This window comes from Kitasatospora sp. P5_F3, assembly GCF_054049135.1.
Genome location: NZ_JBFUMY010000010.1, coordinates 228,701 through 250,835 on the forward strand (window position 1 = coordinate 228,701; position 22,135 = coordinate 250,835).

A 22,135-nucleotide genomic window follows, 5' to 3' on the forward strand; every position below is an offset into this window, starting at 1 on the left:
GAGCCGGGCCCCAATCCCCCCGCTGCAGCAGTTCCAGCGCAGGCAAGGCGCTACCAAGCACCACTCCTTTGTACGCACCGACCTGGGCCGCGCACCAGTGGCCCGGGGCCCCCGCTGTGCCGCAACCCCGCGGCCAGGTTCTCTCCACCGTTCGTGAACCCCGCGACCGGTCGGAAAAGGAGTCCGCATGTCCCGCTACACCCATGCCCGGGTGACGATGGCCGCCCTGGCGGCCACCACCGCGCTGGTGGTGACCGCACTGCCCACCATGGCGCAGGCGGCCCCCCAGGCCCCCGCACCGGTCAGCCAGGCGGCTGCCGGCAAGGCTCAGCTGCTGTCCGACGCAGGCCAGAGGGGCGTCGGCCTGGTCCAGGCGCTCGGTCTGTCCGGCCAGGAGAAGCTGATCGCCAAGGACGTCGTGGTCGACGCCGACGGCTCCCGCCACCTGCGCTACGAGCGCACCTACGGCGGACTGCCGGTGCTCGGCGGCGACATGGTGGTCCACCAGACCGCGGGTGGCGTCACCAAGGGCCTGGACCGGGCCTCCACGGCCTCGCTGGCCGGCGTCTCCACCACCCCGGCGCTCGCCGCGCCGAAGGCGCAGGCCGCCGCGCTCGCCGCCGAGCAGGGCTCCAGCCTGGACACCGCGCCGCGGCTGGTCCTCTGGGCCACTGGCGACGCGCCGAAGCTGGCCTGGGAGACCGTGGTCTCGGGCGTCGAGGCGGACGGTACCCCGATGCGCACCCACGTCGTGACGGACGCTCAGTCCGGCGCCGTGCTGGGCAAGTTCGAGGGCATCCAGAAGGGCACCGGCCAGGGCGTCTTCGTCGGCAACGTCACCATCGGCACCACGCTGTCGGGTTCGACGTACCAGATGAAGGACACCACCCGTGGTGGGATGTACACCACCAACTTGAACAACGGCACCTCCGGCAACGGGACGCTGTTCACCAAGGCCACCGACGCCTGGGGCAACGGCCTGGCGAGCAACAAGGAGTCGGCCGCCGTCGACGCGCACTTCGGTGCGGCGGCCACCTGGGACTTCTACAAGAACGTCCTCGGCCGCAACGGCATCCGCAACGACGGTGTCGGCGCCTTCAGCCGGGTGCACTACGGCAGCAACTACGTCAACGCCTTCTGGGACGACACCTGCTTCTGCATGACCTACGGCGACGGCTCGGGCAACAACGCCCCGCTCACCGAGCTGGACGTGGCGGGCCACGAGATGACGCACGGCGTCACCTCCAACACGGCCGGCCTGAACTACTCGGGTGAGTCCGGCGGTCTGAACGAGGCCACCTCGGACATCATGGGCTCGATGGTGGAGTTCAACGCGAACCTCGCGTCCGACAACCCGGACTACCTCATCGGCGAGCTGATCAACATCAACGGAAACGGCACGCCGCTCCGTTACATGGACAAGCCCTCCAAGGACGGCAGCTCGGCCGACGCCTGGTACTCCGGTGTCGGCAACCTCGACGTGCACTACTCGTCGGGCCCGGCCAACCACTTCTTCTACATGCTCTCCGAGGGCAGTGGCGCCAAGGTCATCAACGGGGTCAGCTACAACAGCCCGACCTCCAACGGCGTCACCGTCACCGGCATCGGCCGGGACAAGGCCGCCAAGATCTGGTACCGCGCGCTGTCGGTCTACATGACCTCCACCACCAACTACGCGGCGGCCCGCGTCGCGGCCACCAAGGCATCGGACGACCTGTACGGCGTGAACAGCGCCGAGTCGATCGCGGTCGGCACCGCCTTCGCGGCGATCAACGTCGGCACCGTGCCGCCGAACCCGGGCGCCGTCACCGTGACCAGCCCGGGCAACCAGTCGACCAAGATCAACACCGCGGTGAGCCTCCAGGTCAACGCGAGCGGTGGCACCGCCCCGCGCACCTTCACCGCCACCGGCCTGCCGGCTGGCCTGTCGATCTCGTCCTCGGGCCTGATCACCGGCACCCCGACCGCGCTCGGCACCTCGAACGTGACCGTGACCGCGAAGGACGCCGTCAACGCCACGGGCTCGGCCAGCTTCACCTGGACCGTGACCGACTCGTCCAGCACCTGCACCCCGGCGCAGCTGCTCGGTAACGCCGGCTTCGAGTCCGGCGCCACCGTCTGGACCACCACCTCCGGTGTGGTCGACAACGGCACCAGCAAGCCCGCCCGCACCGGCTCCTACAAGGCCTGGCTGAACGGTTACGGCTCCGCCCACACCGACAGCGCCAGCCAGACCGTCACCATCCCGGCCGGCTGCAAGGCGACCCTCGGGTTCTACCTGCGGATCGACACCGCCGAGACCGGCAGCACCGCCTACGACAAGCTCACCGTGACGGTCAACGGCACCGCGCTGAAGACCTACTCCAACGTGGACGCGATCGGCAGCTACACCGTGCGCACCTTCGACCTCTCGGCCTACGCCGGCCAGAGCGTCACCCTGAAGTTCAACGGTGTCGAGGACTCCTCCCTCGCCACCAGCTTCCTGATCGACGACACCTCGATCACCACCAGCTGACCCAGCGTCAGTAAGTGACTCCGGGCCCCCGCCTGCTTCGTGCAGCCGGGGGCCCGGCCACGTGAGCAGTCGGAAACGGCCGCGCAACACGAAACGCGGCCGAAACACGTACGTCCGCAACCGGTAATCCGCTCCGTTCAGACTCCCTCCCACCAGCGCACACACCCCACCCACGGTGCGCGGTTCGGGAAGGCTCCACATGCTCCTCGCTGACACCCCCGCCGGGCTCGACACCGGCGACACCGCCTGGCTGCTGGCCAGTACCGCCCTGGTCCTGCTGATGACCCCGGGGCTCGCGCTGTTCTACGGCGGCATGGTCCGCACCAAGAGCGCGCTCAACATGATCATGATGAGCTTCGTCTCGATCGCGGTGGTCACCGTGGTCTGGCTGCTCGCCGGGTACTCGCTCGCCTTCGGCCCCGACCTCGGCGGCCTCGGTCTGATCGGCGGCCTCGACCACCTCGGGATGGCGGGGATCACCCCCGCCTCGCTGACCGGCCACGTTCCCACCCTGCTGTACGCCACCTTCCAGCTGACCTTCGCGATCATCACCGCCGCGCTGATCAGCGGCGCGGTGGCGGACCGGGCCAAGTTCGGTGCCTGGGTGGCCTTCACGGCGGTCTGGACACTGCTGGTCTACGTCCCCGTCGCGCACTGGGTGTTCGCCCCCGGTGGCTGGATCCTGTCCAGGCTGGGCGCGCTGGACTTCGCCGGCGGCCTGGTGGTCGAGGTGAACTGCGGGGCCAGCGGCCTGGCCCTGGCGCTGGTGCTCGGCCCCCGGCTCGGCTTCAGGAAGGAGGCCATGCGGCCGCACAACCTGCCGCTGGTGCTGCTCGGCGCGGGCCTGCTCTGGTTCGGCTGGTTCGGCTTCAACGCGGGCTCGGCGCTGGGTGCCAACGGCACCGCCGCCGCCGTGTTGCTGAACACCCAGGCGGCGGGCTGCACCGGCCTGCTCGGCTGGCTGCTGGTGGAGAAGCGCCGCGACGGTCACGCCACCACGCTCGGCGCCGCCTCCGGCGCGGTCGCCGGACTGGTCGCGATCACCCCGTCCTGCGGCAGCGTGGACCTGCTCGGCGCGCTGGTGATCGGCCTGGTGGCCGGCGTGGTCTGCTGCTACGCGGTCAGCTGGAAGTTCCGCTTCGGTTATGACGACTCGTTGGACGTGGTCGGCGTGCACCTGGTCGCCGGGGTGATCGGCACCGTGCTGATCGGCGTCTTTGCCTCCGCCGTGATGACGGGCGGCGCCACCGGTCTGCTGCACGGCGGGCTCAGCCAGATCGGCAAGCAGCTGCTGGCGGTGCTGGTGGTCGGCGGCTACGCGTTCGGCGCCACGTACGGGATCGGCAAGGTGATCGACCGGGTGATGGGCTTCCGCGCCCCGGCCGAGCACGAACTGACCGGCCTGGACCTCGCCGTGCACGCCGAGACCGCGTACGATCACGGCGTCCTGGGCCACGGCAGCGCCGCGTCCCACGCTCCCGTCGTCGTGAAGGCACCCGTCGCATGAAGCTGATCACCGCCGTCGTCAAGCCCTTCAAGCTGGACGAGGTCAAGAACGCGCTCCAGGAGCGCGGCGTGCACGGACTGACCGTCACCGAGGCCAGCGGCTACGGCCGTCAGCACGGTCACACCGAGGTCTACCGGGGTGCCGAGTACCGGATCGACCTGGTGCCGAAGGTCCGGATCGAGGTCGTGGTGGAGGACGAGGAGGCCGACGTGGTGGTCGACGCCATCGTCGAGGCCGCCCGGACCGGGAAGATCGGCGACGGCAAGGTCTGGGTGGTGCCGGTGGACACCATCGTCCGCGTCCGGACCGGGGAGCGTGGCCCGGACGCGGTCTGACGACCGGTCAGCCATGGGCGGGCCAGCTCGGCGCGGGGCCGAGTGTGGCGGCGAGCCGCCGGCCGTCCTCCGTGGTGGCGTGCTCCACGGTGAGCTGCCAGGCGGGGCTAACCGCCATCTTCTCCAGGTCACCCACTCCGAACGGTGGTTCGGCCCGGGTGGCCCCGCCCTCGATGCCGGAAAGGCCGTTCGCCGCCGAGATCCAGACCCGCACACCGTCCGGGCGGAACGCGTGCACGGTGATGCTGTACAGCACGCCGAGGCCGTCGCCGGACACCAGGGTCTGCAGCTTGGTGCCGTCGGGCAGGTCGTGGGTGGTGCAGCTCGGCTCCGGGGCCCCCGGGGTCCGGTGGCCGGTGTACCCGGTGCAGCTGAGATCGGGGTTCTGCTCCTCGGACGGCAGGATGCCGAGGTCGAGCTCCGCCGCCCCCCGGCCGTCTTCGTACACCACACGGATCTGATCGGACTGCGCGGTGAAGGCGCCCAGTTTCCCGGTGGGCGACACCATCTCGGCCAGGATCTGCAGCAGCGCCTCGGGGGTGACCTGATCGCGCGGAGGCGCCGGGGCGGGGCCCGCGGGGACGGGTGCCTCGGTAGTGGTCGATGCCACGGTGTGCCGGGCGGTGTCCTGGCCGGGGTCCCACCGGGTGGCCGCGCCGGTGGCGGCCAGGGCGGCCACCACCGCGGACGCGCCGGCGATCCGCAGCCGGCGGTGCAGCCGCCGGCGCCGCCCGAGCCGCATGCTTCCGTCCACCAGCTCACCCACCGGCGGGTCGATCCGTAGGACCGCCTCGTCGAACAGCCCCTCCAGTACGGGGTCACGCTCCATGTCGCTGCTCCTGGTCGTCGGTTGGCTGGTTCACGGGCGGAGCAGGAGTTCGCGATCGTCGCCGAGGATGTCCCGGAGCTTGCCGAGCGACCGGGTGCTCAGGCTCTTCACCGCACCCGGTGAGACCTCCAGCAGCTCGGCGACCGCCTCGACGCTGTGGTCCTCCAGGTACCGGAGCACCACCACCGCCCGGTTCCGGGGCGGCAGTCGGGCCAGCGCGGCCACCAGGGTGAGCCGGAGGTCGGAGCCACCGCCCCCCTCGGTGGTCCGCTCCGGCAGCTCGGCCGAGACGATCTCGCTGGACCTGCGCAGCCGCCGCTCGGAGAGGTACATGCGCAGCAGTACCTTCCGCGCGTAGGCGTCCAGCCCCGGCTCGTCCCGGCCGCGCCGCAGCCGCCCCCAGACCGTGAACATCTTGGCGAGCGTGGTCTGCACCAGGTCCTGCGCCTGGTGCCAGTCCCCGCACATCAGATAGGCGATCTGGAAGAGCCTTCTGGCTCTGGTACTCGCGAACTCCTCGAACTCCATGCCCCGCCCCGACCGGTCGCACTGCTTGACGTCACCCGTACCTGACGCTTCGACAGCCGGATAGGTATCACGTCAGCTCCGATCACGAGGAGTGGGCGACGGTCAGACCCGGGCCAGGTAGCCGTTGTCGATCAGCCAGAGGACGTTCAGCCGGGCCGGGGCGCCGGGCACATGCCGGGCGTCCAGCTGGAACTGCCAGCCGTAGCCGGGCTGGCCGAACCACGGGGCGATCGGGCCCGCGTCCACGGTGAACGGCCGGACCACCTTGTACACGTGGTAGTTGCACGGCGCGGCGGGCTCGCTGTCGAGCGACTGCGGGGGGATCGCCCGGGTGGCGTACGGGAGGCCCTCGGGGGCGAGGTAGGAGCCGTACTCACTGCCGTAGCGGTCGATTCGCTGCCCGGTGCCGAGGGTCTGCTGGATCTCGATCGGGGTGCCGTCGGGCCGGGTGACGTAGCCGTCGGCCGGCGGATAGCGCCAGTAGCCGGTGGCGGCGTCGTAGTAGCGGTCGAAGAACTCCTGCTCGGTCAGGTTGCCGGTGCGCTGGTAGCCCCAGAGCTGGCGGCCGACCGGGCCGGTGCTGGGGAGCTGCTCGGGGCCGAGCCTGCGGTCGCCGTGGAAGTCGGCGGTCGAGCACTCCGAGGAGGTGACGGCGGCGGCGGTGTCGACCAGGACGGTGCCGGTGAGCAGGGTGGCAGTCATGCCGATGGCGGCCAGGGTCTGACGGATCCTCATGCGGTGGCGCTCCAGGGGTGATCGTACGAATACGGACGGTGATCATCGAAGCGGTGGCGATGGTTCCGCGTCAATCGGGACGCGCGGATCTGGCCGGTAACCCGACGGAGGTGACCGATCTGTTGCCTTGGCGAGTCTTGACGGAGGGTCGGGGCGGCCGTAAGTTCAGCGCGTTGCAAGTTTCCAGCAAGTTTCAACGGTCTTGCAGCAAGAGGCACTCCACTCACGCTGACGGTGCATCACCGGCGCGTCCCCGGAGCGGGATCGGCACCCCACACGGCCGTCCCGGCTCCGCCCCACCCACCTGCCGTGCCCACCCGCGCTCCCCCTGCGGGTGAACCCAGGCTGCCCACCCAGCCCCCTGGAGACACCGTGGTCACCACTTCCCCCCGCCGCCGCGCGGTCGGCGCGGCCGCCGCCTCGGCCGCCCTCGCGCTCTCGATCGGCACCGGCCTCTCGCTCGCGCCGTCCGCCCAGGCCACCCCGCCGGGCACCAAGGACGTCACCGCCACGCTGTTCGAGTGGCGCTTCGACTCCGTCGCCAAGGCCTGCACCGACACCCTCGGCCCGAAGGGCTACGGCTTCGTCGAGGTCTCGCCGCCCCAGGAGCACATCCAGGGCAGCCAGTGGTGGACCTCATACCAGCCCGTCAGCTACAAGATCGCCGGACGGCTCGGCGACCGGACCGCGTTCCAGAACATGACGAACACCTGCCACGCCGCGGGTGTCAAGGTGATCGCCGACTCGGTGGTCAACCACATGTCGGCCGGCTCCGGCACCGGGACCGGCGGCACCAACTACACCAAGTACAACTACCCCGGCTACTACGGGGACCAGGACTTCCACTCCTGCCGCACCGCGATCAGCAACTACGGCGACCGCTCCAACGTGCAGAACTGCGAGCTGGTCAACCTCTCCGATCTCAACACCGGCTCCACGTACGTCCAGCAGACCATCGCCAACTACCTCAGCGACCTGCTCTCGCTCGGTGCCGACGGCTTCCGGATCGACGCCGCCAAGCACATGGCCGCCACCGACCTGGCCGGCATCAAGGCGAAGATGAGCAACCCGAACGCCTACTGGGTGAGCGAGGTCATCTACGGCGCCGGCGAGCCGGTCCAGCCCTCGGAGTACACCGGCGTCGGCGACGTGGACGAGTTCCGCTCCGCGACCTGGCTGAAGAGCGCCTTCAACGGCGGGAAGATCGCCGACCTCGGCGGCTGGGGCAGCGGCCTGCTGGGCAGCTCGCAGGCCCGTACCTTCGTCGACAACTGGGACACCGAGCGCAACGGCTCGACCCTCACCTACAAGAACGGCTCCGCCTACACGCTGGCCAACGTCTTCCTGCTGGCCCACCCGTACGGTTCGCCGAACGTCTACTCCGGCTACGCCTTCGACAGCAACGACGCGGGCCCGCCGAACGGCGGCGCGGTCAACGCCTGCTACAGCGACGGCTGGAACTGCACCCACGCCTGGCGCCCGGTGGCCAACATGGTCGGCTTCCGGAACGCGGTGACCGGCACCGGTATCACCAACTGGTGGTCCAACGGCAACAACGCGATCGGCTTCGGCCGGGGCGACAAGGGCTACGTGGCGATCAACCGGGAGAGCGGCGCGGTCACCCAGACCTTCCAGACCTCGCTGCCGGCCGGCGTCTACTGCGACGTCCAGCACGGCGACTTCGCCGCGGGCAGCTGCTCCGGGGTGACGTACACGATCGGCTCGGACGGGAAGTTCACCGCCACCGTCGGTGCGGGCGACTCGGTCGCGCTGCACGTCAACGCCAAGGGCGGCAGCGCCGTCAGCCCCTCGCCGACCCCGACCGGGACCAACTCGGCCACCGTCTTCTACAGCACCGACAAGGGCTGGTCCGCCTACAACCTGCACTACGCCCCGACCGGCGGCAGCTGGACCACCGCGCCCGGTGTCACGATGGACGCCGCCTGCACCGGCTGGGTGAAGAAGACCGTCGCCCTCGGCAGCGCGACCGGCCTGGCCGCCACCTTCAACAACGGCTCCGGCACCTGGGACAACAACAACAGCGCCAACTACGCGCTGGGCAGCGGGAACGTCACGGTCAAGGACGGCGTGGTCGGCAGCGGCGACCCGTGCGCCACGGCCACCGCGAGCCCGACCGCCACCACCTCCGGTGCGGCCTTCGCGGTGAGCGCCACCACGACGACCGGCCAGAGCATCTACGTGGTCGGCAACAATGCCGCCCTGGGGACCTGGGACCCGGCTGCCGCTCTGCTGCTCTCCTCGGCGAGCTACCCGGTCTGGAAGCTCGACGTCACGCTGGCCGCCGGCACCTCGTTCGAGTACAAGTACCTCCGCAAGGACGCCGCCGGCGCGGTGACCTGGGAGAGCGGGGCCAACCGCACCGCGACCGTCCCGGCGAGCGGGAAGGTCGCGGTGAACGACACCTGGCGGAGCTGACCGGCCTGCCTGATCCGCCTGACCCACCGTCAAGACCGGCCGGTCGCTCCCGCCCCCAGCGCACGGGGACGGGAGCGACCGGTCACGGTTGTCGGGGCGAAACCGCCCGATCGAGTGGTGCCTCCCGTGGCGGGCGCCACGGGAGGCGGGCGCCACGGGAGCATCGGAGGATGGGCAACACCTCCACCATCCTCGACCTCCAGCTCCACGGCGGCCGTTGGGACGGCCACCACAAGCGCGTCAGGTCCGTCGCGCCGCCACCGTCACTGCGGATGGCGCTGCGGGCCGAACTGCCGGTGATCGAGGTGGGGGAGTACTGGCCGACCACCAGCGTCTACCGTCTGACGGCGGAAGGCCCGGTCCCGTGCTACCGGCACTGGCAGGACGAGTAGCCGCCGACTTCCGTGTCAGTGACCGAAGTTGAACCAGTTCACGTTCACGAAGTCGGCCGGCTGACCGCTGGTGAAGGTCAGATAGACGTCGTGGGTGCCGGTCACCGCCGAGATGTTGGCCGGCACGCTCCGCCAGCTCTGCCAGCCACCGGTGTTGGCCACCGCGAACGAGCCGACCGGCGCGCTGCTCCGGCTGTCCAGCCGGACCTCGACCAGACCGCTCACGCCGCCGGCCGCGCCGCTCGCCACCCGGGCGTTGAACTGCCGGGCCGCGGTACCGCCGAAGTCGACGCCCCGGTAGAGCGCCCAGTCACCGTTGGCCAGCGAGCCGATGTCCTGGCCGCCTTCGGTGCAGCTCTCGGTGGTGGTACCGCCCTGCTCGTTGTACGACTCGGCCTGGACGGTGCCGTACGCGTCCCGGCTGCCCGTGGGCGGCGTCGGTGTCGGTGTCGGCGACCCGGTGGGCGTCCCGGTGGGGCTGCCGGTCGGGGTCGGCGTGGGGGTCGGGGTGGGCTGGGTGCCGCCACCCGACTGCCAGACGCTCACGTAGTCGACCACCAGCGGTGCGCCGGGGACGGTGCCCGCGTCCGGTCCGCCACCGAAGGCGGCCGGGAACTCGCCGCCCATCGCCACGTTCAGGATCACGAAGAAGCCGTGGTCGGTCGCCGCGCTCCAGGTCCCGGCGTCCATCTGGTTGGCGCTCACGCTGTGGAACTGCACGCCGTCCAGGTACCAGCGGATCTGCTGCGGGTTGGTGCTCCGGTCCCACTCCACGCCGTAGGTGTGGAAGCCGGCCTGGCAGCTGACGGGGGCACAGACCTTCTGCCCGCCGATGCCGCTCTTCTCGTTGCACGGGCCACCCGGGCTGGTGCCGCAGTGCATGGTGGCCCACTCGTTGTTGATGCCCTGGACGTTCTCCATGATGTCGATCTCGCCGACGCCCGGCCAGTTCCACCAGTTGCCCCGGTAGGGCTCGCCGAGCATCCAGAAGGCGGGCCAGTAGCCCTTGCCCGCCGCTCCGGTGACGTTCGGCAACTGCATCCGGGCCTCGACCCGGAGCTTGCCGCCGGCCGGGGGCTGGAAGTCGCCCCGGTTGGTCTCGATCCGGCCGGAGGTCCACTGCCCGGCGGCGTCCCGGCGCGGGGTGATCCGCAGGTTGCCTGCGCCGTCGAGTGAGACGTTGTTGGTGCTCGAGGTCATCGTCTCGACCTCGCCGGTACCGAAGCCGGCCGGGCCGCCCGGGTAGGAAGTCCCGGTGGTGTAGCGCCAGTTGGCGGTGCTGACGCCGGTGTTCGCCGGGCCGGTGAAGTCGTCGGCGAAGACCTGGGTCCAGCCGGTGGGGGCGGGTGGGACGCTGGCGCTGGCGTTCAGCGTGCCGGCCAGTCCGGTGGCCAGCAGGCCGGCCAGGCCCAGTGCGGTGAGGAAGGGGCGGAACCGCGGTGCGGTCATGACGGCCTCTCGGTGGGTGGGGTCCAACAGATGAGAGCGCTCTCGGAATTTGGTACCGGCCGCCCCGATTGCTGTCAATGGATGAAGCCGGATTGCCCGTCATGTCCCAAGATTCCGCCAGGAGTTGACGTCATTTGATTGACAGGGGGGTGAGTTGGCGGCACTCTCCAGCCGAGAGCGCTCTCAGAATCCATCCACCCGAGAGGCCGCCATGACCACCCGTCGAACACTTCCCGTGCTGTTGGGTCTGCTGCTCGCCCTGCTGCTGGCCACGGTCCGCCCGGCCGGTGCCGCCGTCGACTACACCCAGGGCGTCAACGCCGCCGGGACCGGACAGGTCCAGTTCTGGTTCAAGCCCGTCACCCCCGCCGCCCTGGTCGACGTTCACTACCTGGTGAACGGTGCCGGTCAGCAGAACTTCCGGATGGACGCCGGGAGTTCGTGGACCAAGACGGTGCCGGTGCCGTCCGGCGCCCGGCTCGACTACTGGTTCACCTACGAGAAGTCCGGCCCGCTGTACGACACCCCGCACTTCGCGTACACCGTCGGCAGCGGCTCCGGCACGCCCACGCCCACCCCTTCGCCCACCACCACGCCGACCACGCCGCCGGGTGGCACCGGCAGCTTCCCGGTGACGTTCCAGAACAACACCCGGGGCGTCTGGCCGAACAGCCAGGTGTACGTCCTGGTGCTCGGCATGGCCACCCCCGGCCAGTGGTCCTACCTCAGGCCGGACGGCACCCTGGCCCGGATCAACCACCTGGAGGAGACCGCCCCGGGCCACCTGACCAAGAACGGCCATAACTACGCCGCGATGTCCTTCTCGCTGGACCGGACCACCGGCGGCACCGTCACCGTCCCGCCCCGGCTGGAAGGCGCCCGGATGTACGTCTCGCTCGGCTCCCCGATGTACCTCCCGGTCTCACCGGACGACGCCGGCTGGGGCGGCCCCGACCTGCTCAACCCGAACGACCCCAACACCGATGTGTACTTCGACTGGTACGAGTTCACCTACCAGTACGGCGTCATCCCGTTCGGCGGCAACACCACCCAGGTCGACATGTTCGGCTTCCCGTTGACCGCCCGGCTGGAGCAGGGCGCGATCGGCTACGACCAGACGGTGGGCATCACGCTGACCCGTGATCAGGTCCGCGCGCAGTACGCCGCGTCCGTCGCCCCGGCGTTCGGTTCGCTCGCCGGTCCGTACCGGATCACCGCGCCGCGCACCGCCGCCGCCTTCCGCCCCGGTGGCGCCCAGGCCGGGTACCTCCAGGCCGCCGTCGACCAGGCGTGGAACCAGTACACCGCCCAGCAGTTCACCCTGACCCGGCTGAACCAGACCTTCACCGGCCGGGTGACCGGCGGGCGGCTCCAGTTCACCAAGGACGGGGCAGGCCCGTACTTCCTCGACAAGCCCACCACCGCCGACGTGATGGCCTGCTCCGGCGCCCTGGCCCGGAGCGGAATGGCCACCGTGGAGCTGGAGTTGGGCGCCGAGTTCTGCGCCGCCTTCAACCGGGGCGTAGCCCTGAACACCGCGCAGTGGTACGCACCGGCCTCCTACTACCGGACCGGCGCGGCCAGGAACGACTACTCCGGCTTCTTCCACACCGTCGGTCTCGGCGGCCGCGCCTACGGCTTCGCCTACGACGACGTCAACGACCAGAGCTCGGTGAAGATCCTGCCGAACAGCAACCCGCCGAGCCGCCTCACCATCGGCATCGGCTGGTGAACCGGCCGGCCCGACCGGCGGGTGCTCTCCCGCCGGCGGGTCAGCCCCGGCCGATGTACGGCATGGTGGTGGCCAGCACGGTGGCGAACTGGATGTTGGCCTCCAGCGGGAGTTCGGCCATGTGCCGGACGGTGCGGGCCACGTCGGCGACGTCCATGGTGGGCTCGGCGGCGATCCGGCCGTCGGCCTGGCGGACGCCGGTGGACATCGCGGCGGTCATGTCGGTGGCGGCGTTGCCGATGTCGATCTGGCCGCAGGCGATCCGGTACTGACGGCCGTCCAGCGAGAGGGACTTGGTCAGGCCGGTGACGGCGTGCTTGGTGGCGGTGTAGGCGATGCTGCCGGGGCGCGGGGTGTGCGCGGAGATCGAGCCGTTGTTGATGATCCGGCCGCCCTGCGGGTCCTGACGCTTCATCAGGCGGAACGCGCCCTGCGCGCAGAGGAAGGCACCGGTCAGGTTGAGGTCCACCACCGCGCGCCAGTCGGCGACGGGGAGGTCCTCCAGCGGCGTCGGCGGGCCGAAGGTGCCCGCGTTGTTGAAGAGCAGGTCGATCCGCCCGAAGTGCTCGGCGGTCGCGGCGAACAGCGCGTCCACCGCCGCCGGATCGGTCACGTCGGTCGGGACGGCGAGCGCGCCGGGCCCGGCCTCGGCGGCCTCGGCGGCCACCGCGTCGAGCGGCTCGGCCCGGCGCCCGGCCAGCATCAGCCGCCAGCCGTGGGCGGCCAGCTCCAGCGCGACGGCGCGGCCCACGCCGCTGCCTGCTCCGGTGACGACGGCGACCTGCTGCGGCATTCGCTGTACTCCTCGACTGGGACCGGCCTCGACTGGACGGCCCCTCGATGATCGCGCACGGATGGACCGGCCGTCACTTGTCGAAGCGTCCAGCGAGTGAGCGGAGCGGCGCCCTCCGAGTGATGGGAAGCACCGGGCGGTCTTGGACCGGCCAGTGGTTGGGGGCGGCGTCGCGGTAGTGGGGTGCGCTCCTTCACCCACCCTCCAACCACCGGCCGGTCCTGTTCGGCGGCCGGAAGCCCCGGTCGGCCTCGCTAGAGTGTCCGAAAGGAGGCAGTCATCGTGCAGAACCGGGAGGGCCGGCCCCAGGGCCTGGTCACGGCAGGACAGCGGGCCCAGCTGATGCGGCAGGGCAACGCCTCCGCGGTGCTGCGCGCCGTCCTCGCGCACGGCCCGGTCTCGCGGGCCGAGATCGCCCGGCACACCGGGCTGTCCGCCCCCAGCGTCACCAAGCTCACCGCCTCCCTGATGGAGGTGGAGCTGCTCAACGAGCTCGCCCCGGTGGAGCCCACCCAGGGCCGCCCACGGGTGCCGCTCCGGGTGGACGGCGACCGGATCGTGGCGCTCGGACTGCACATCGGTCTGCTGCGGACCACCTTCGGGCTGGTCGGTCTGGACGGCAGCGTGATCGCCGAGCGCGAACTCCCGCACCACGAGCTGCCCGACCTCTCGCCGGCCCGGATCACCGAGCAGGCCGGCCGCGCCGTCCGGGCCTTCCTGGCCGAGAAGCTGGACGGCCGCCGCCTGGTCGGCACCGGCGTCAGCATCGGCGGCTGGGTGGACGGCGCCAGGGGCAGGGTGGTCGAGCACGGCCCGCTCGGCTGGCGGGACGTCAACCTGCCTGCCCTGCTGGCCGACAGCCTGCCCGGGCCGCTGGTGCTGGAGCAGACCGTCCGCGCCATCGCCCGGGCCGAGTTGTGGTTCGGCGCGGGCCGCGAGGTCGACGACTTCGTGCTGGTCATGATCGGCAACGTGCTCGGTGCCGCGATCGTGGTCGACCGCACCGTGCACCGGGGCCCCGGTGCGGCGGCCGGCGCGATCGAGCACCTGCTCGCCACCGACGACCCCGAGGCGGTGCGCTGCCCGGTCTGCGGCGCGGGCTGCCTGAACGCCACCGCCTCCGACACCGCGCTGGTGGCCAGGGCCCGCGAGCTCGGGGTGATCCCGGACGACCCGGCGGACGGCGCCGCGCTGGCCCTGGAGCGGCTGGTCGCGGCGGCCCGGCCGGCCGGTTCCGGCACCGGCGACGAGCAGGCGCAGGACCTGTTGCGGACCCGGGCCCGCCGGGTCGGGCGCGCGGTCGCGACCATCGTGGACCTGATCAACCCCAGCCGGGTGGTGCTGGCGGGCGGCATCCTGGTCGCCGACGAGTACCTGGACGAGCTGCGCACCGAGGTCGGCCGCCGCAGCCACCGGGGCCTGGCCGTCGCCGACGACATCGTCCCGGCGGTGTTCGGGGCCCGGACGCTGGTCCGGTCCTCGGCGGTGCCGGTGCTGGAACAGGTGATCACCGAGCCGTTCAGCGCGCTCGGCCTGCTCTGAGGCCGACCGGCCATTGGGGGGCGTCGTCGCGACGCCGGGGCACGCACCTCCAACACCGCTCCTTCACCCACCCCTCAACCGCCGCTCGGCCTGAGCCTGTCTGACACACCGTCGAGCGGTGTGACAGTGGTCACGCTGACGCCCACCGGCCGTCGGCCGGTGCCGGGGCGAAGAGCCGTACACAGGCCGCCAGGACCGGTTCGTGCACGCCGGACGGGCTGGTCATGGCCTCGCCGGAGGTCCGCGGCCCGCCGTCCGGCGGGGGCCCACCCCCGTCGGATGACGGGATGTCAGTGGGTGGGGGCGAAAGATCGCAACCGGCCTTCCCCGCACCTGCGTCGTAGGATTCCGGACGGCGCACTCGCCCCTTCGGGCCGTGACGCTGACCTGGGCCGGTACCTCTGGTGCCCCGCCCCGGCCTCACCTCGGGGCCACCGTCCTGGCCGGTCCGCCCGGACGAGAGACCGGTCGGAGAGAGACCTTGCCGTTCAAGCGCAGCCGTACCGCCCTGTCCGTCGTCAGCGTGCTCGCGCTCGCCCTGGGCCTGGCGGCCTGCGGGAGCGAGGCCGGCTCGGACCGGCCTGCGGCCGCCGACGGTGCGAAGGGGGCCGCGCCGTCGGCTGCGAAGAGCAGCACGCCGCCGAAGCCGACCAAGGTGCTGATGCCCACCGGCCCGGAGGCCGAGTTCAAGAAGATCCGGGACACCGCGGCCGGGCCGATCAGGGCGACCACGCTGACCGGCGCGAAGTCCGGAGTCACCGCGAAGGTCTGGGTCTGGCTGCCGCCGGAGTACAACGACCCGAAGTACGCCAAGACCGGCTTTCCGGTGCTCACCCTGTACGCGGGCGGCCAGAGCGCGAACTACAACACCTGGACCGACAACCAGCTGCCGATCCAGGAGATCGGCGCGGAGATGTCGAAGGCGGGCAAGGCCCACCCGTTCATCATGGTGATGCCGGTGCAGAACCTGGACACCAACGAGGCCAAGGCGCTGGAGTGCAGCGACATCCCGGGCCAGCCGAAGATCGGCACCTGGATGGCGGAGGACATCCCGGACTTCGTCCGGGCCAACTTCCGTACCGTCAAGGGCCGGGACGGCTGGGGCCTGATGGGCGCCTCCACCGGCGCGTTCTGCAGCGCCAAGCTGGCGCTCCAGCACCCCGACGTGTTCAAGGTCGCGGTGCCGATCGACGGCTACTTCAACCCGGACTCCCCGCTCTGGAAGGGGCACGAGGCGGAGCGCCTCGCCAACAGCCCCGGCGAGCTGATCACCAAGGGCGCGGACGTCCGGATGCTGGCCACCGCGGGCGGGGCCAACCCGAACGAGCTCAAGGTGGTCAAGACGTGGGTCGCCAAGGCGGCGGCCCCGACCACCGTCGAGTACTACGAGCAGCCCGGCGGCAAGCACCTCACCACGGATTTCAAGAAGATGATCCCGGCCGCCCTGGAGTGGCTGACCAAGAACCTGGCCGGGCCGGAGCACGACTGACCACCCGTCAGCGGCGGCAGGCCGCTGACCTGCACGTCAATCAGACATTGATTCGACTCTGATGGGCTGTCACCACCCTGGAGACCCGAGCCGGGGGGGGGGGGGGCGCGGGATCTCCCAAGGTCCCCGCCCAGCCGGGCGAGGGGCGCAAGGTGCAGCCTGCCGTCGAGGCGATCCCGTTCGCCGGGCTGCGTCTGGTGTACGCCGCGCTCCGCCGCGATCTCACTCGGCTGCCCAACGCCCTGCGGCTGCTCCAGCCCGAGGACACCGCCACCGCCGAGGCGGTCCAGCGGCACTGGGACTTCCTCACCGCGATGCTCACCTGCCACCACGAGCAGCAGGACACCCGGCTGTGGCCGCTGCTGCGCCGTTTCGCCCCCGAACTCCGGCTGCTGCTCAACTGGCTGGAGTCCGACCACCACAACCTCGACCACTCCTTCACCCGGATCACCACGCTGGTCCGGATCGCCACCAGGGACCCGGCCAGCGCCTGGTCGGTGGCGTACGCGGTGGAGGAGCTGGCAGCCAGGCTGGAGACCCATCTGCGGATCGAGGAGCGGCAGTTGCTGCCCCGCCTGGACGGGATCTTCCCGGCCGGATCGCGGATCGGCACCCTGCCCGAGCTGCTCGACCTGCTCCGCGCGGCGGACGGGCCGAACACCTCGGACGCGCTGGTCTGGCTGCTGGAGGGGGTGGACCCGGTGCAGATCGACCGGCTACTGGCCGACTGCGACGACTCCACCGCCCGGCACTGGCCGCACTGGCGGGACACCTACGCCCGGTGCACCGACGAACTCTGGGGCCCGCAGTCCTGACCGGGACCGGCAGTTGGCTTGATAACGTCCACGGATGCCTCCGTTCTTCGAACCGCAGCTGCTGACCCGTCTCGGCCAGGCCCGTAAGGTGCTGATCGCCGGGGCGGGCGGCGGCTTCGACGTGTACGCCGGTCTGCCGCTGGCCCTCGCGCTGCGCGCGGCCGGACGTGAAGTCCACCTGGCCAACCTGTCGTTCAGTCACCTCTACGGCCTGGACGCCGGGGTCTGGCTGGAGCAGGAGGTGGCGGAAATCCGCCCCGACACCAGCTCGGCCGAACCGTACTTCCCGGAGCGGACCCTGGCCCGCTGGCTTCGGGTGCACGGCATGCCCGACACCGTCTGGGCGTTCGGCTCGGTCGGCGTCCAGCCGTTGCGGGCCGCCTACCGGGCGCTCTGCGCGCACCTCGGCATCGACGCGATCGTGCTGGTGGACGGCGGCACCGACATCCTGATGTGCGGCGACGAGGCCGGCCTCGGCACCCCCGAGGAGGACATGGCCAGCCTGGCGGCGGTGGCCGGGATGCCGGAGATACCCGTCCGGCTGGTCAGCTGCCTGGGCTTCGGCGTGGACGCCTACCACGGCGTCAACCACTCGCTGGTGCTGGAGAACCTGGCCGCCCTCGACCGGGCGGGCGGCTACCTCGGCGCCTTCTCACTGCCCCGCGACAGCCGGGAGGGCCGGCTCTACCTGGACGCCGTCGAACACGCCAGGGCCGCCTTCCCCGAGCACCCCAGCATCGTCCACGGCTCGGTCGCGGCCGCCCTGCGTGGCGAGTTCGGCGACGTCCGGTTCACCGACCGGACCAAGGGCGCCCAGCTCTTCGTGAACCCGCTGATGACCCTGTACTTCTCGGTCACCGTCGAGGCCCTGGCCGCCCGCAACCGCTACCTGGACCGGCTCGAGCGCACCCACCTGATGCGTCAGATCAGCACCGCCATCGAGGAGTTCCGCGACACCCTGCCGCAGCAGCGGCCGCCCCGGACGTTCCCGCACTGAGACCGGCCGGTCTAAGCCTTCCGGGCAGCCGCCAGGATCTTCACCGTGGTGTGGAAGAAACGCGAAGTGCCCTGACCCCGGTAGGACTTGGGGAACATGGTGGCCGGGTTGGTGTTCATCCGGCCGTCGCGCAGGTGCAGGACGGTGCAGGCGGCGCCCGGGGTGGCGGAGACGATCTCCCAGTCGCCCTTGGGGGAGCGGACCGGGAACTCCAGGTCGGCGGGCAGCGGTTCGGAGAGGAAGACCACGCAGAGCCGGACCTCCGGGGTGACCTCGATGCCCGCGAAGGGGTCGGACTCGACCAGCTCGGCCACCTCCTCGACGGTGCGCAGCATCACCGGGACGGCGTACCCGAGGGCCTGCTCCAGGTGCTGCTCGATCCGGCCGGTCAGCGCGGCGCGGTCGGTCTCGTCGGTCGTGAAGAAGACGTTGCCGCTCTGGATGTACGAGCGCACGTCGTCGAGCCCGAGCTCGGCGAAGAGCGCCCGCAGCGGCTCCATCTTCACCGTCCGCCCGCCGACGTTGACGGCCCGCAGGAACGCGATGTACGTGGTGGTCCCGGTCATGGCGCCAGTGTCGCAGCAGCCACTGTCAGCGGTCGCTGGGACACTGGTCGGATGACGACCTGGCAGGATTTCGAACGAGAGGCCCCGGACTTGGCGCCCGCGGTACGCGCCCGGTTCGAGGCGAACCGGCACCATGTGCTGGCCACCCTGCGCACTGGCGGGGCGCCCCGGGTGAGCGGCACCGAGGTGCAGTTCATGGGTGCGGATCTGACCATCGGCTCGATGTACGGCGCACTGAAGGCCCTCGACCTGCGCCGGGACGGCCGGTTCGCGCTGCACAGCAACCCCTCCGACCCGACCATGGCCGGCGGCGACGCCAAGATCTCCGGCCTGGCCCACGAGCTCACCGACGAGATCGAGCTGAGCGGGTACGTCGCGGAGCTCCCGTCGGCACCGCCGCCAGGACCGTTCCACGCCTTCCGGCTGGAGCCGACCGAGGTGGTGCTGACCGAGGTCGAGGACGACCAGCTGGTGATCCGCTCCTGGCGGCCGGGCGAGGACGTGCGGACGGTCCGGCGGAGCTGACCCGGAGCTGACTCGGGGTCAGCCCGACAGGACGGCGCGCACCGCCTCCGGCGTCCGGGCGACCACCGCGTGACCGTCGTCGGCCGTGATGATCGGCCGCTGGATCAGGATGGGGTGTTCGGCCATCGCCGCGATCCAGCGGCCCCGGTCGCCTTCGGTCCGGCTCCACTGCTTCATGCCCTGCTCCTTGGCCACCGGCTCGTCCAGCCGGGTGATGTCCCAGGGCTCGAGCCCGAGCCGGGTGAGCACCTGCTCCAGCTCGGCCACGCTCGGCGGGTCCTCCAGATAGCGGCGGACGGTGTACTCGGCCTTGGCCGCTTCCAGCTCGCCGAGCGCGCTACGGCACTTCCCGCAGCGCGGGTTGATCCAGATCTCCATCCGGCCAGCCTACTAAGACCCCGCGTCGATTCACGACGGCGAGGCCGAGGGCCCGTCCCGAAGGTCCCGAGGAGGGGAACTCCGCGGCCCGGCGGGGGGTTGACTGGGGCAGTGCCTGCGGGAGGGGTGGGGGATGGACGGCGAGGAGATCATCGGACGGCTGCTCAGCGCGGAGGGCCGGGCCGACCCGTACCCGCTCTACGCCCGGGCGCATGAGCTCGGCCCGGTGAGCGAGGCGGGGCTGAACATGGTGCTCGTGGCCGGCCACCGCGAGGTCAACCAGGTGCTCCGCTCCACCGCCTTCCACGTCCCGGACGCGGCGCTGCGCGAGCGCTGGGAGGACGGCTATCTGGAGCACAGCTCCAAGGTGCTGCTCGGCGCGTCGATGCTGGAGACCAACGCCCCCGACCACGGGCGGATGCGTTCGCTGATCGCCTCGGTGTTCACCGCCCGCCGGGTGGCCGCGCTGGAGCCCGCCGTGGTCGCCGCGGTCGACGGGCTGCTGGGCGAGCTGGCCGAGGCCGGCGCCGACGGCTCCCCGGTCGACTTCATGGACGCCTTCGCCTACCGGCTGCCGGTCGGGGTGATCTGTGAGCTGCTGGGTGTCCCGGCGGCCGMCCGGGCCCGGTTCCGGCCGCTGGCCGACGACCTGACGGCCGCGCTGGAGCTGATCGCGTCCGATCCCGAGCTGGCGGCGGCCGATGCGGCCGCCGACGAACTCGCGGACTACTTCACGGTGTTGGCGGCCAGGCGGCAGGCCGAGCCGGCCGACGACCTGGTCAGCGCGCTGGTCCAGGCCGCCGCCGATCACGGGCGACTGTCCGGGCGGGAGCTGCTGGCCAATCTGGTGCTGCTGCTGGCCGCCGGGTTCGAGACCACCGCCAACCTGCTCGGCAACGGCCTGGCGCTGCTCTTCGACCACCCCGCCGAGCGGGCCGCCGTGCGGGCGGGGGAGGTCACCCCGGGCGGCCTGGTCGACGAGGTGCTCCGGTACGACTCGCCCGTGCAGGTCACCTCCCGGATCTCGCTCAGCGACGAGCTCGCGGTCGGCGGTGTCCCGACCCCGTACGGCACCGGCATCCACCTGCTGCTCGGGGCCGCCAACCGCGACCCGGCCCGCTACCCGGACCCGGAGCGGTTCGACCCCCGCCGCACGGACAGCCAGCCGGTCAGCTTCGGCGGCGGCCCGCACTTCTGCCTCGGGGCCCAACTCGCCCGGCTGGAAGCCACGGTGGCACTGCCCGCCCTGCTCGACCGGTTCCCCGGCCTCGCCCCGGCCGGTCCGCCGACCCGCCGCAGCCGGCTGGTCCTGCGCGGGTACCGGACGCTGCCGGTCACCGTCCGCTGAGCCTTCCGCCGGGACGTACGGGACTTTGGTCCACTGCGCCGGGCCTTCCCGTCGGCGACCATGGAGCGGTATGCCCTCGGAGGTCCACTGTGTTCACGCCGCGCCAGCCCGCCAGCGCTCCGGTCGGAGCGCTCAGCCGGGTCCGGACCCCTCGCTGGGTCAGGGCCCTGCCGGTGCTGCTGGTGGCCGTCGACCTGATCGCCGAGTACGTCGCCTCCGCCCACATCGCGGCCGGTTTCCCGCTGGCCGTGCTCCCGGTCCTGGTCGCCTTCGGCTACGGCCCCGGTGCGGTGGCGCTGAGCACGGTCGGCGCCGTGGCGCTGCAGGGCGCGATGGCCCAGCGGGTCGGCCACCTCACCGAGCAGCACCACGTGTGGATCTATCTCGCCACCGCGCTGGCCGGCGTCCTCGGTACCGTGCTGTCCTGGCAGCGGAACAGGCAGGAGCACGACCTGGTCCAGGTCCGCTCGGTCGCCGAGGCACTGCAACGCACCGTGCTGCACCCCGTGCCGCCCCGCAGCGGCGGTCTGCGTACCGCCGGTCTGTACCGGGCGGCCCAGGCCGAAGTCCCGATCGGCGGGGACCTCTACTCGATCTGCGAGACCAGGTACGGCACCCGGGTGCTGCTCGGCGACGTCCGGGGCAAGGGCCTGGACGCCGTCCGTACCGTCGCCGACCTGCTCGGCGCGTTCCGCGCGGTGGCCCACGAGGCCGAACACCTCGACGACCTGGCCGACCTGCTGGACCGTCAGCTCCAACGGGTCGCGGGCGACCGCGACGACCAGGAACTCTTCGCCACCGCCACCCTGCTCCAGCACGACCCCGGGACCGGCCGCTGCCTGCTGGTCAACCGGGGCCACCACGCCCCGCTGCTGATCGGCCCCGCCGGGGTCCGGGCCGTGGACGCCCCCGAGCAGCTCCCGCTCGGCCTCGGCGGCCTCAGCCTCGCCACCCCCGCCGCCCCGGTCGTCTTCACCCTGGAGCCCGGCCACACCCTGCTGCTCTACACCGACGGTCTCAGCGAGGCCCGCGACCCGGCCGGCGCCTTCTATCCCGTCGCCGAGCGCCTCACCACCCTCACCGCCCTCCCCGGCACCGACCCGGAGCACCTGGTCGCCGCCCTGGACGAGGACGTCCGGACCCGCTGCGGCCCGCTCACCGACGACCTCGCGATCCTGGCGCTGACCCCGGTTGGTCCCGGGTCCGACGCTCCGTCAGACTGAC

At 71.6% G+C, this 22,135-nt stretch carries 20 protein-coding genes; 13 read left to right on the plus strand and 7 right to left on the minus strand.

Features of this window, described 5'->3' with window-relative positions:
- Window positions 1-187 precede the first annotated feature (187 nt).
- The 3 genes from ACXJMZ_RS09195 (at window position 188) to ACXJMZ_RS09205 (ending at window position 4,357) form a co-directional block, all read left to right on the plus strand.
- Window positions 188-2,515 (plus strand): M4 family metallopeptidase, encoded by a 2,328-nt coding sequence (locus ACXJMZ_RS09195; RefSeq protein ID WP_457029482.1) that lies wholly within the window; start codon window positions 188-190, stop codon window positions 2,513-2,515.
- Window positions 2,516-2,714: 199 nt separating this feature from the next.
- Complete coding sequence (locus tag ACXJMZ_RS09200) at window positions 2,715-4,022, plus strand: ammonium transporter (protein ID WP_457029483.1); 1,308 nt, start codon at window positions 2,715-2,717, stop codon at window positions 4,020-4,022.
- The gene (locus ACXJMZ_RS09205) at window positions 4,019-4,357 is read left to right on the plus strand and encodes a P-II family nitrogen regulator (RefSeq protein ID WP_457029484.1); all 339 of its coding nucleotides are present in this window, start codon (window positions 4,019-4,021) and stop codon (window positions 4,355-4,357) included. Before ACXJMZ_RS09200 ends, ACXJMZ_RS09205 begins: the two co-directional genes overlap by 4 nt.
- A 7-nt stretch (window positions 4,358-4,364) precedes the next feature.
- On the opposite strand, the gene ACXJMZ_RS09210 is transcribed toward ACXJMZ_RS09205, so the two are convergent.
- The 3 genes from ACXJMZ_RS09210 to ACXJMZ_RS09220 form a co-directional block, all read right to left on the minus strand.
- Entirely contained in the window at window positions 4,365-5,186 is an 822-nt protein-coding gene (locus ACXJMZ_RS09210; RefSeq protein ID WP_457029485.1) for a hypothetical protein, read from the minus strand.
- Window positions 5,187-5,216: 30 nt separating this feature from the next.
- Window positions 5,217-5,714 carry a SigE family RNA polymerase sigma factor gene (locus ACXJMZ_RS09215; protein WP_457029486.1) on the minus strand — a complete coding sequence of 166 codons (498 nt, stop codon included), beginning with the start codon at window positions 5,712-5,714 and terminating at the stop codon, window positions 5,217-5,219.
- A 102-nt stretch (window positions 5,715-5,816) separates the two neighbouring features.
- Window positions 5,817-6,449, minus strand: a complete 633-nt coding sequence (locus tag ACXJMZ_RS09220; RefSeq protein ID WP_457029487.1) for a TNT domain-containing protein — start codon at window positions 6,447-6,449, stop codon at window positions 5,817-5,819.
- A gap of 372 nt (window positions 6,450-6,821) precedes the next feature.
- Between ACXJMZ_RS09220 and ACXJMZ_RS09225 the strand changes: the two genes are divergently transcribed.
- Both ACXJMZ_RS09225 and ACXJMZ_RS09230 read left to right on the plus strand, forming a co-directional pair.
- Entirely contained in the window at window positions 6,822-8,885 is a 2,064-nt protein-coding gene (locus ACXJMZ_RS09225) for a carbohydrate binding domain-containing protein (RefSeq protein WP_457029488.1), read from the plus strand.
- 170 nt (window positions 8,886-9,055) lie between these two features.
- Entirely contained in the window at window positions 9,056-9,277 is a 222-nt protein-coding gene (locus ACXJMZ_RS09230; RefSeq protein WP_457029489.1) for a hypothetical protein, read from the plus strand.
- Between the two features lie 15 nt (window positions 9,278-9,292).
- On the opposite strand, the gene ACXJMZ_RS09235 is transcribed toward ACXJMZ_RS09230, so the two are convergent.
- Window positions 9,293-10,726, minus strand: a complete 1,434-nt coding sequence (locus ACXJMZ_RS09235; protein ID WP_457029490.1) for a carbohydrate-binding protein — start codon at window positions 10,724-10,726, stop codon at window positions 9,293-9,295.
- A gap of 211 nt (window positions 10,727-10,937) precedes the next feature.
- Here ACXJMZ_RS09235 and ACXJMZ_RS09240 point away from each other — a divergent pair, with 211 nt between their 5' ends.
- Window positions 10,938-12,458 (plus strand): beta-1,3-glucanase family protein, encoded by a 1,521-nt coding sequence (locus ACXJMZ_RS09240; protein WP_457029491.1) that lies wholly within the window; start codon window positions 10,938-10,940, stop codon window positions 12,456-12,458.
- A gap of 40 nt (window positions 12,459-12,498) precedes the next feature.
- On the opposite strand, the gene ACXJMZ_RS09245 is transcribed toward ACXJMZ_RS09240, so the two are convergent.
- Window positions 12,499-13,251, minus strand: coding sequence for an SDR family oxidoreductase (locus ACXJMZ_RS09245; protein ID WP_457029492.1), 753 nt, complete (start codon window positions 13,249-13,251; stop codon window positions 12,499-12,501).
- Window positions 13,252-13,533: 282 nt separating this feature from the next.
- Between ACXJMZ_RS09245 and ACXJMZ_RS09250 the strand changes: the two genes are divergently transcribed.
- From ACXJMZ_RS09250 to ACXJMZ_RS09265, 4 genes are all read left to right on the plus strand, one after another.
- The gene (locus ACXJMZ_RS09250; protein ID WP_457029493.1) at window positions 13,534-14,793 is read left to right on the plus strand and encodes an ROK family protein; all 1,260 of its coding nucleotides are present in this window, start codon (window positions 13,534-13,536) and stop codon (window positions 14,791-14,793) included.
- A gap of 481 nt (window positions 14,794-15,274) precedes the next feature.
- Complete coding sequence (locus ACXJMZ_RS09255) at window positions 15,275-16,282, plus strand: alpha/beta hydrolase (protein WP_457029494.1); 1,008 nt, start codon at window positions 15,275-15,277, stop codon at window positions 16,280-16,282.
- Between the two features lie 152 nt (window positions 16,283-16,434).
- Window positions 16,435-17,097, plus strand: a complete 663-nt coding sequence (locus tag ACXJMZ_RS09260) for a hemerythrin domain-containing protein (protein WP_457029495.1) — start codon at window positions 16,435-16,437, stop codon at window positions 17,095-17,097.
- A 34-nt stretch (window positions 17,098-17,131) separates the two neighbouring features.
- Window positions 17,132-18,094: a DUF1152 domain-containing protein gene (locus ACXJMZ_RS09265; RefSeq protein WP_457029496.1), complete on the plus strand. Its 963-nt coding sequence runs from the start codon at window positions 17,132-17,134 to the stop codon at window positions 18,092-18,094.
- Between the two features lie 11 nt (window positions 18,095-18,105).
- On the opposite strand, the gene ACXJMZ_RS09270 is transcribed toward ACXJMZ_RS09265, so the two are convergent.
- Complete coding sequence (locus ACXJMZ_RS09270; RefSeq protein WP_457029497.1) at window positions 18,106-18,660, minus strand: DUF1697 domain-containing protein; 555 nt, start codon at window positions 18,658-18,660, stop codon at window positions 18,106-18,108.
- A 51-nt stretch (window positions 18,661-18,711) separates the two neighbouring features.
- On the opposite strand from ACXJMZ_RS09270, the gene ACXJMZ_RS09275 reads away from it, so the two are divergent.
- Window positions 18,712-19,185, plus strand: coding sequence for a pyridoxamine 5'-phosphate oxidase family protein (locus ACXJMZ_RS09275; RefSeq protein WP_457029498.1), 474 nt, complete (start codon window positions 18,712-18,714; stop codon window positions 19,183-19,185).
- An 18-nt stretch (window positions 19,186-19,203) separates the two neighbouring features.
- On the opposite strand, the gene ACXJMZ_RS09280 is transcribed toward ACXJMZ_RS09275, so the two are convergent.
- A complete protein-coding gene (locus ACXJMZ_RS09280) occupies window positions 19,204-19,563 on the minus strand; it encodes an arsenate reductase family protein (RefSeq protein WP_457029499.1) in 360 nt (119 codons plus the stop codon).
- A gap of 133 nt (window positions 19,564-19,696) precedes the next feature.
- Between ACXJMZ_RS09280 and ACXJMZ_RS09285 the strand changes: the two genes are divergently transcribed.
- Both ACXJMZ_RS09285 and ACXJMZ_RS09290 read left to right on the plus strand, forming a co-directional pair.
- On the plus strand, window positions 19,697-20,911 hold the full coding sequence (locus ACXJMZ_RS09285) for a cytochrome P450 (RefSeq protein ID WP_457029500.1): 1,215 nt from the start codon (window positions 19,697-19,699) through the stop codon (window positions 20,909-20,911).
- 89 nt (window positions 20,912-21,000) lie between these two features.
- Window positions 21,001-22,134, plus strand: a complete 1,134-nt coding sequence (locus ACXJMZ_RS09290) for a PP2C family protein-serine/threonine phosphatase (RefSeq protein ID WP_457029501.1) — start codon at window positions 21,001-21,003, stop codon at window positions 22,132-22,134.
- Window position 22,135: the final 1 nt, after the last annotated feature.

Bases quoted from the DNA above. Each gene is read 5' to 3' on its own strand.
- ACXJMZ_RS09195 (WP_457029482.1), top strand. From the start codon at position 188: ATGTCCCGCTACACCCATGCCCGGGTGACGATGGCCGCCCTGGCGGCC.
- ACXJMZ_RS09200 (WP_457029483.1), top strand. From the start codon at position 2,715: ATGCTCCTCGCTGACACCCCCGCCGGGCTCGACACCGGCGACACCGCC.
- ACXJMZ_RS09205 (WP_457029484.1), top strand. From the start codon at position 4,019: ATGAAGCTGATCACCGCCGTCGTCAAGCCCTTCAAGCTGGACGAGGTC.
- ACXJMZ_RS09210 (WP_457029485.1), bottom strand. From the start codon at position 5,186: ATGGAGCGTGACCCCGTACTGGAGGGGCTGTTCGACGAGGCGGTCCTA.
- ACXJMZ_RS09215 (WP_457029486.1), bottom strand. From the start codon at position 5,714: ATGGAGTTCGAGGAGTTCGCGAGTACCAGAGCCAGAAGGCTCTTCCAG.
- ACXJMZ_RS09220 (WP_457029487.1), bottom strand. From the start codon at position 6,449: ATGAGGATCCGTCAGACCCTGGCCGCCATCGGCATGACTGCCACCCTG.
- ACXJMZ_RS09230 (WP_457029489.1), top strand. From the start codon at position 9,056: ATGGGCAACACCTCCACCATCCTCGACCTCCAGCTCCACGGCGGCCGT.
- ACXJMZ_RS09235 (WP_457029490.1), bottom strand. From the start codon at position 10,726: ATGACCGCACCGCGGTTCCGCCCCTTCCTCACCGCACTGGGCCTGGCC.
- ACXJMZ_RS09240 (WP_457029491.1), top strand. From the start codon at position 10,938: ATGACCACCCGTCGAACACTTCCCGTGCTGTTGGGTCTGCTGCTCGCC.
- ACXJMZ_RS09245 (WP_457029492.1), bottom strand. From the start codon at position 13,251: ATGCCGCAGCAGGTCGCCGTCGTCACCGGAGCAGGCAGCGGCGTGGGC.
- ACXJMZ_RS09265 (WP_457029496.1), top strand. From the start codon at position 17,132: ATGCCTCCGTTCTTCGAACCGCAGCTGCTGACCCGTCTCGGCCAGGCC.
- ACXJMZ_RS09270 (WP_457029497.1), bottom strand. From the start codon at position 18,660: ATGACCGGGACCACCACGTACATCGCGTTCCTGCGGGCCGTCAACGTC.
- ACXJMZ_RS09275 (WP_457029498.1), top strand. From the start codon at position 18,712: ATGACGACCTGGCAGGATTTCGAACGAGAGGCCCCGGACTTGGCGCCC.
- ACXJMZ_RS09280 (WP_457029499.1), bottom strand. From the start codon at position 19,563: ATGGAGATCTGGATCAACCCGCGCTGCGGGAAGTGCCGTAGCGCGCTC.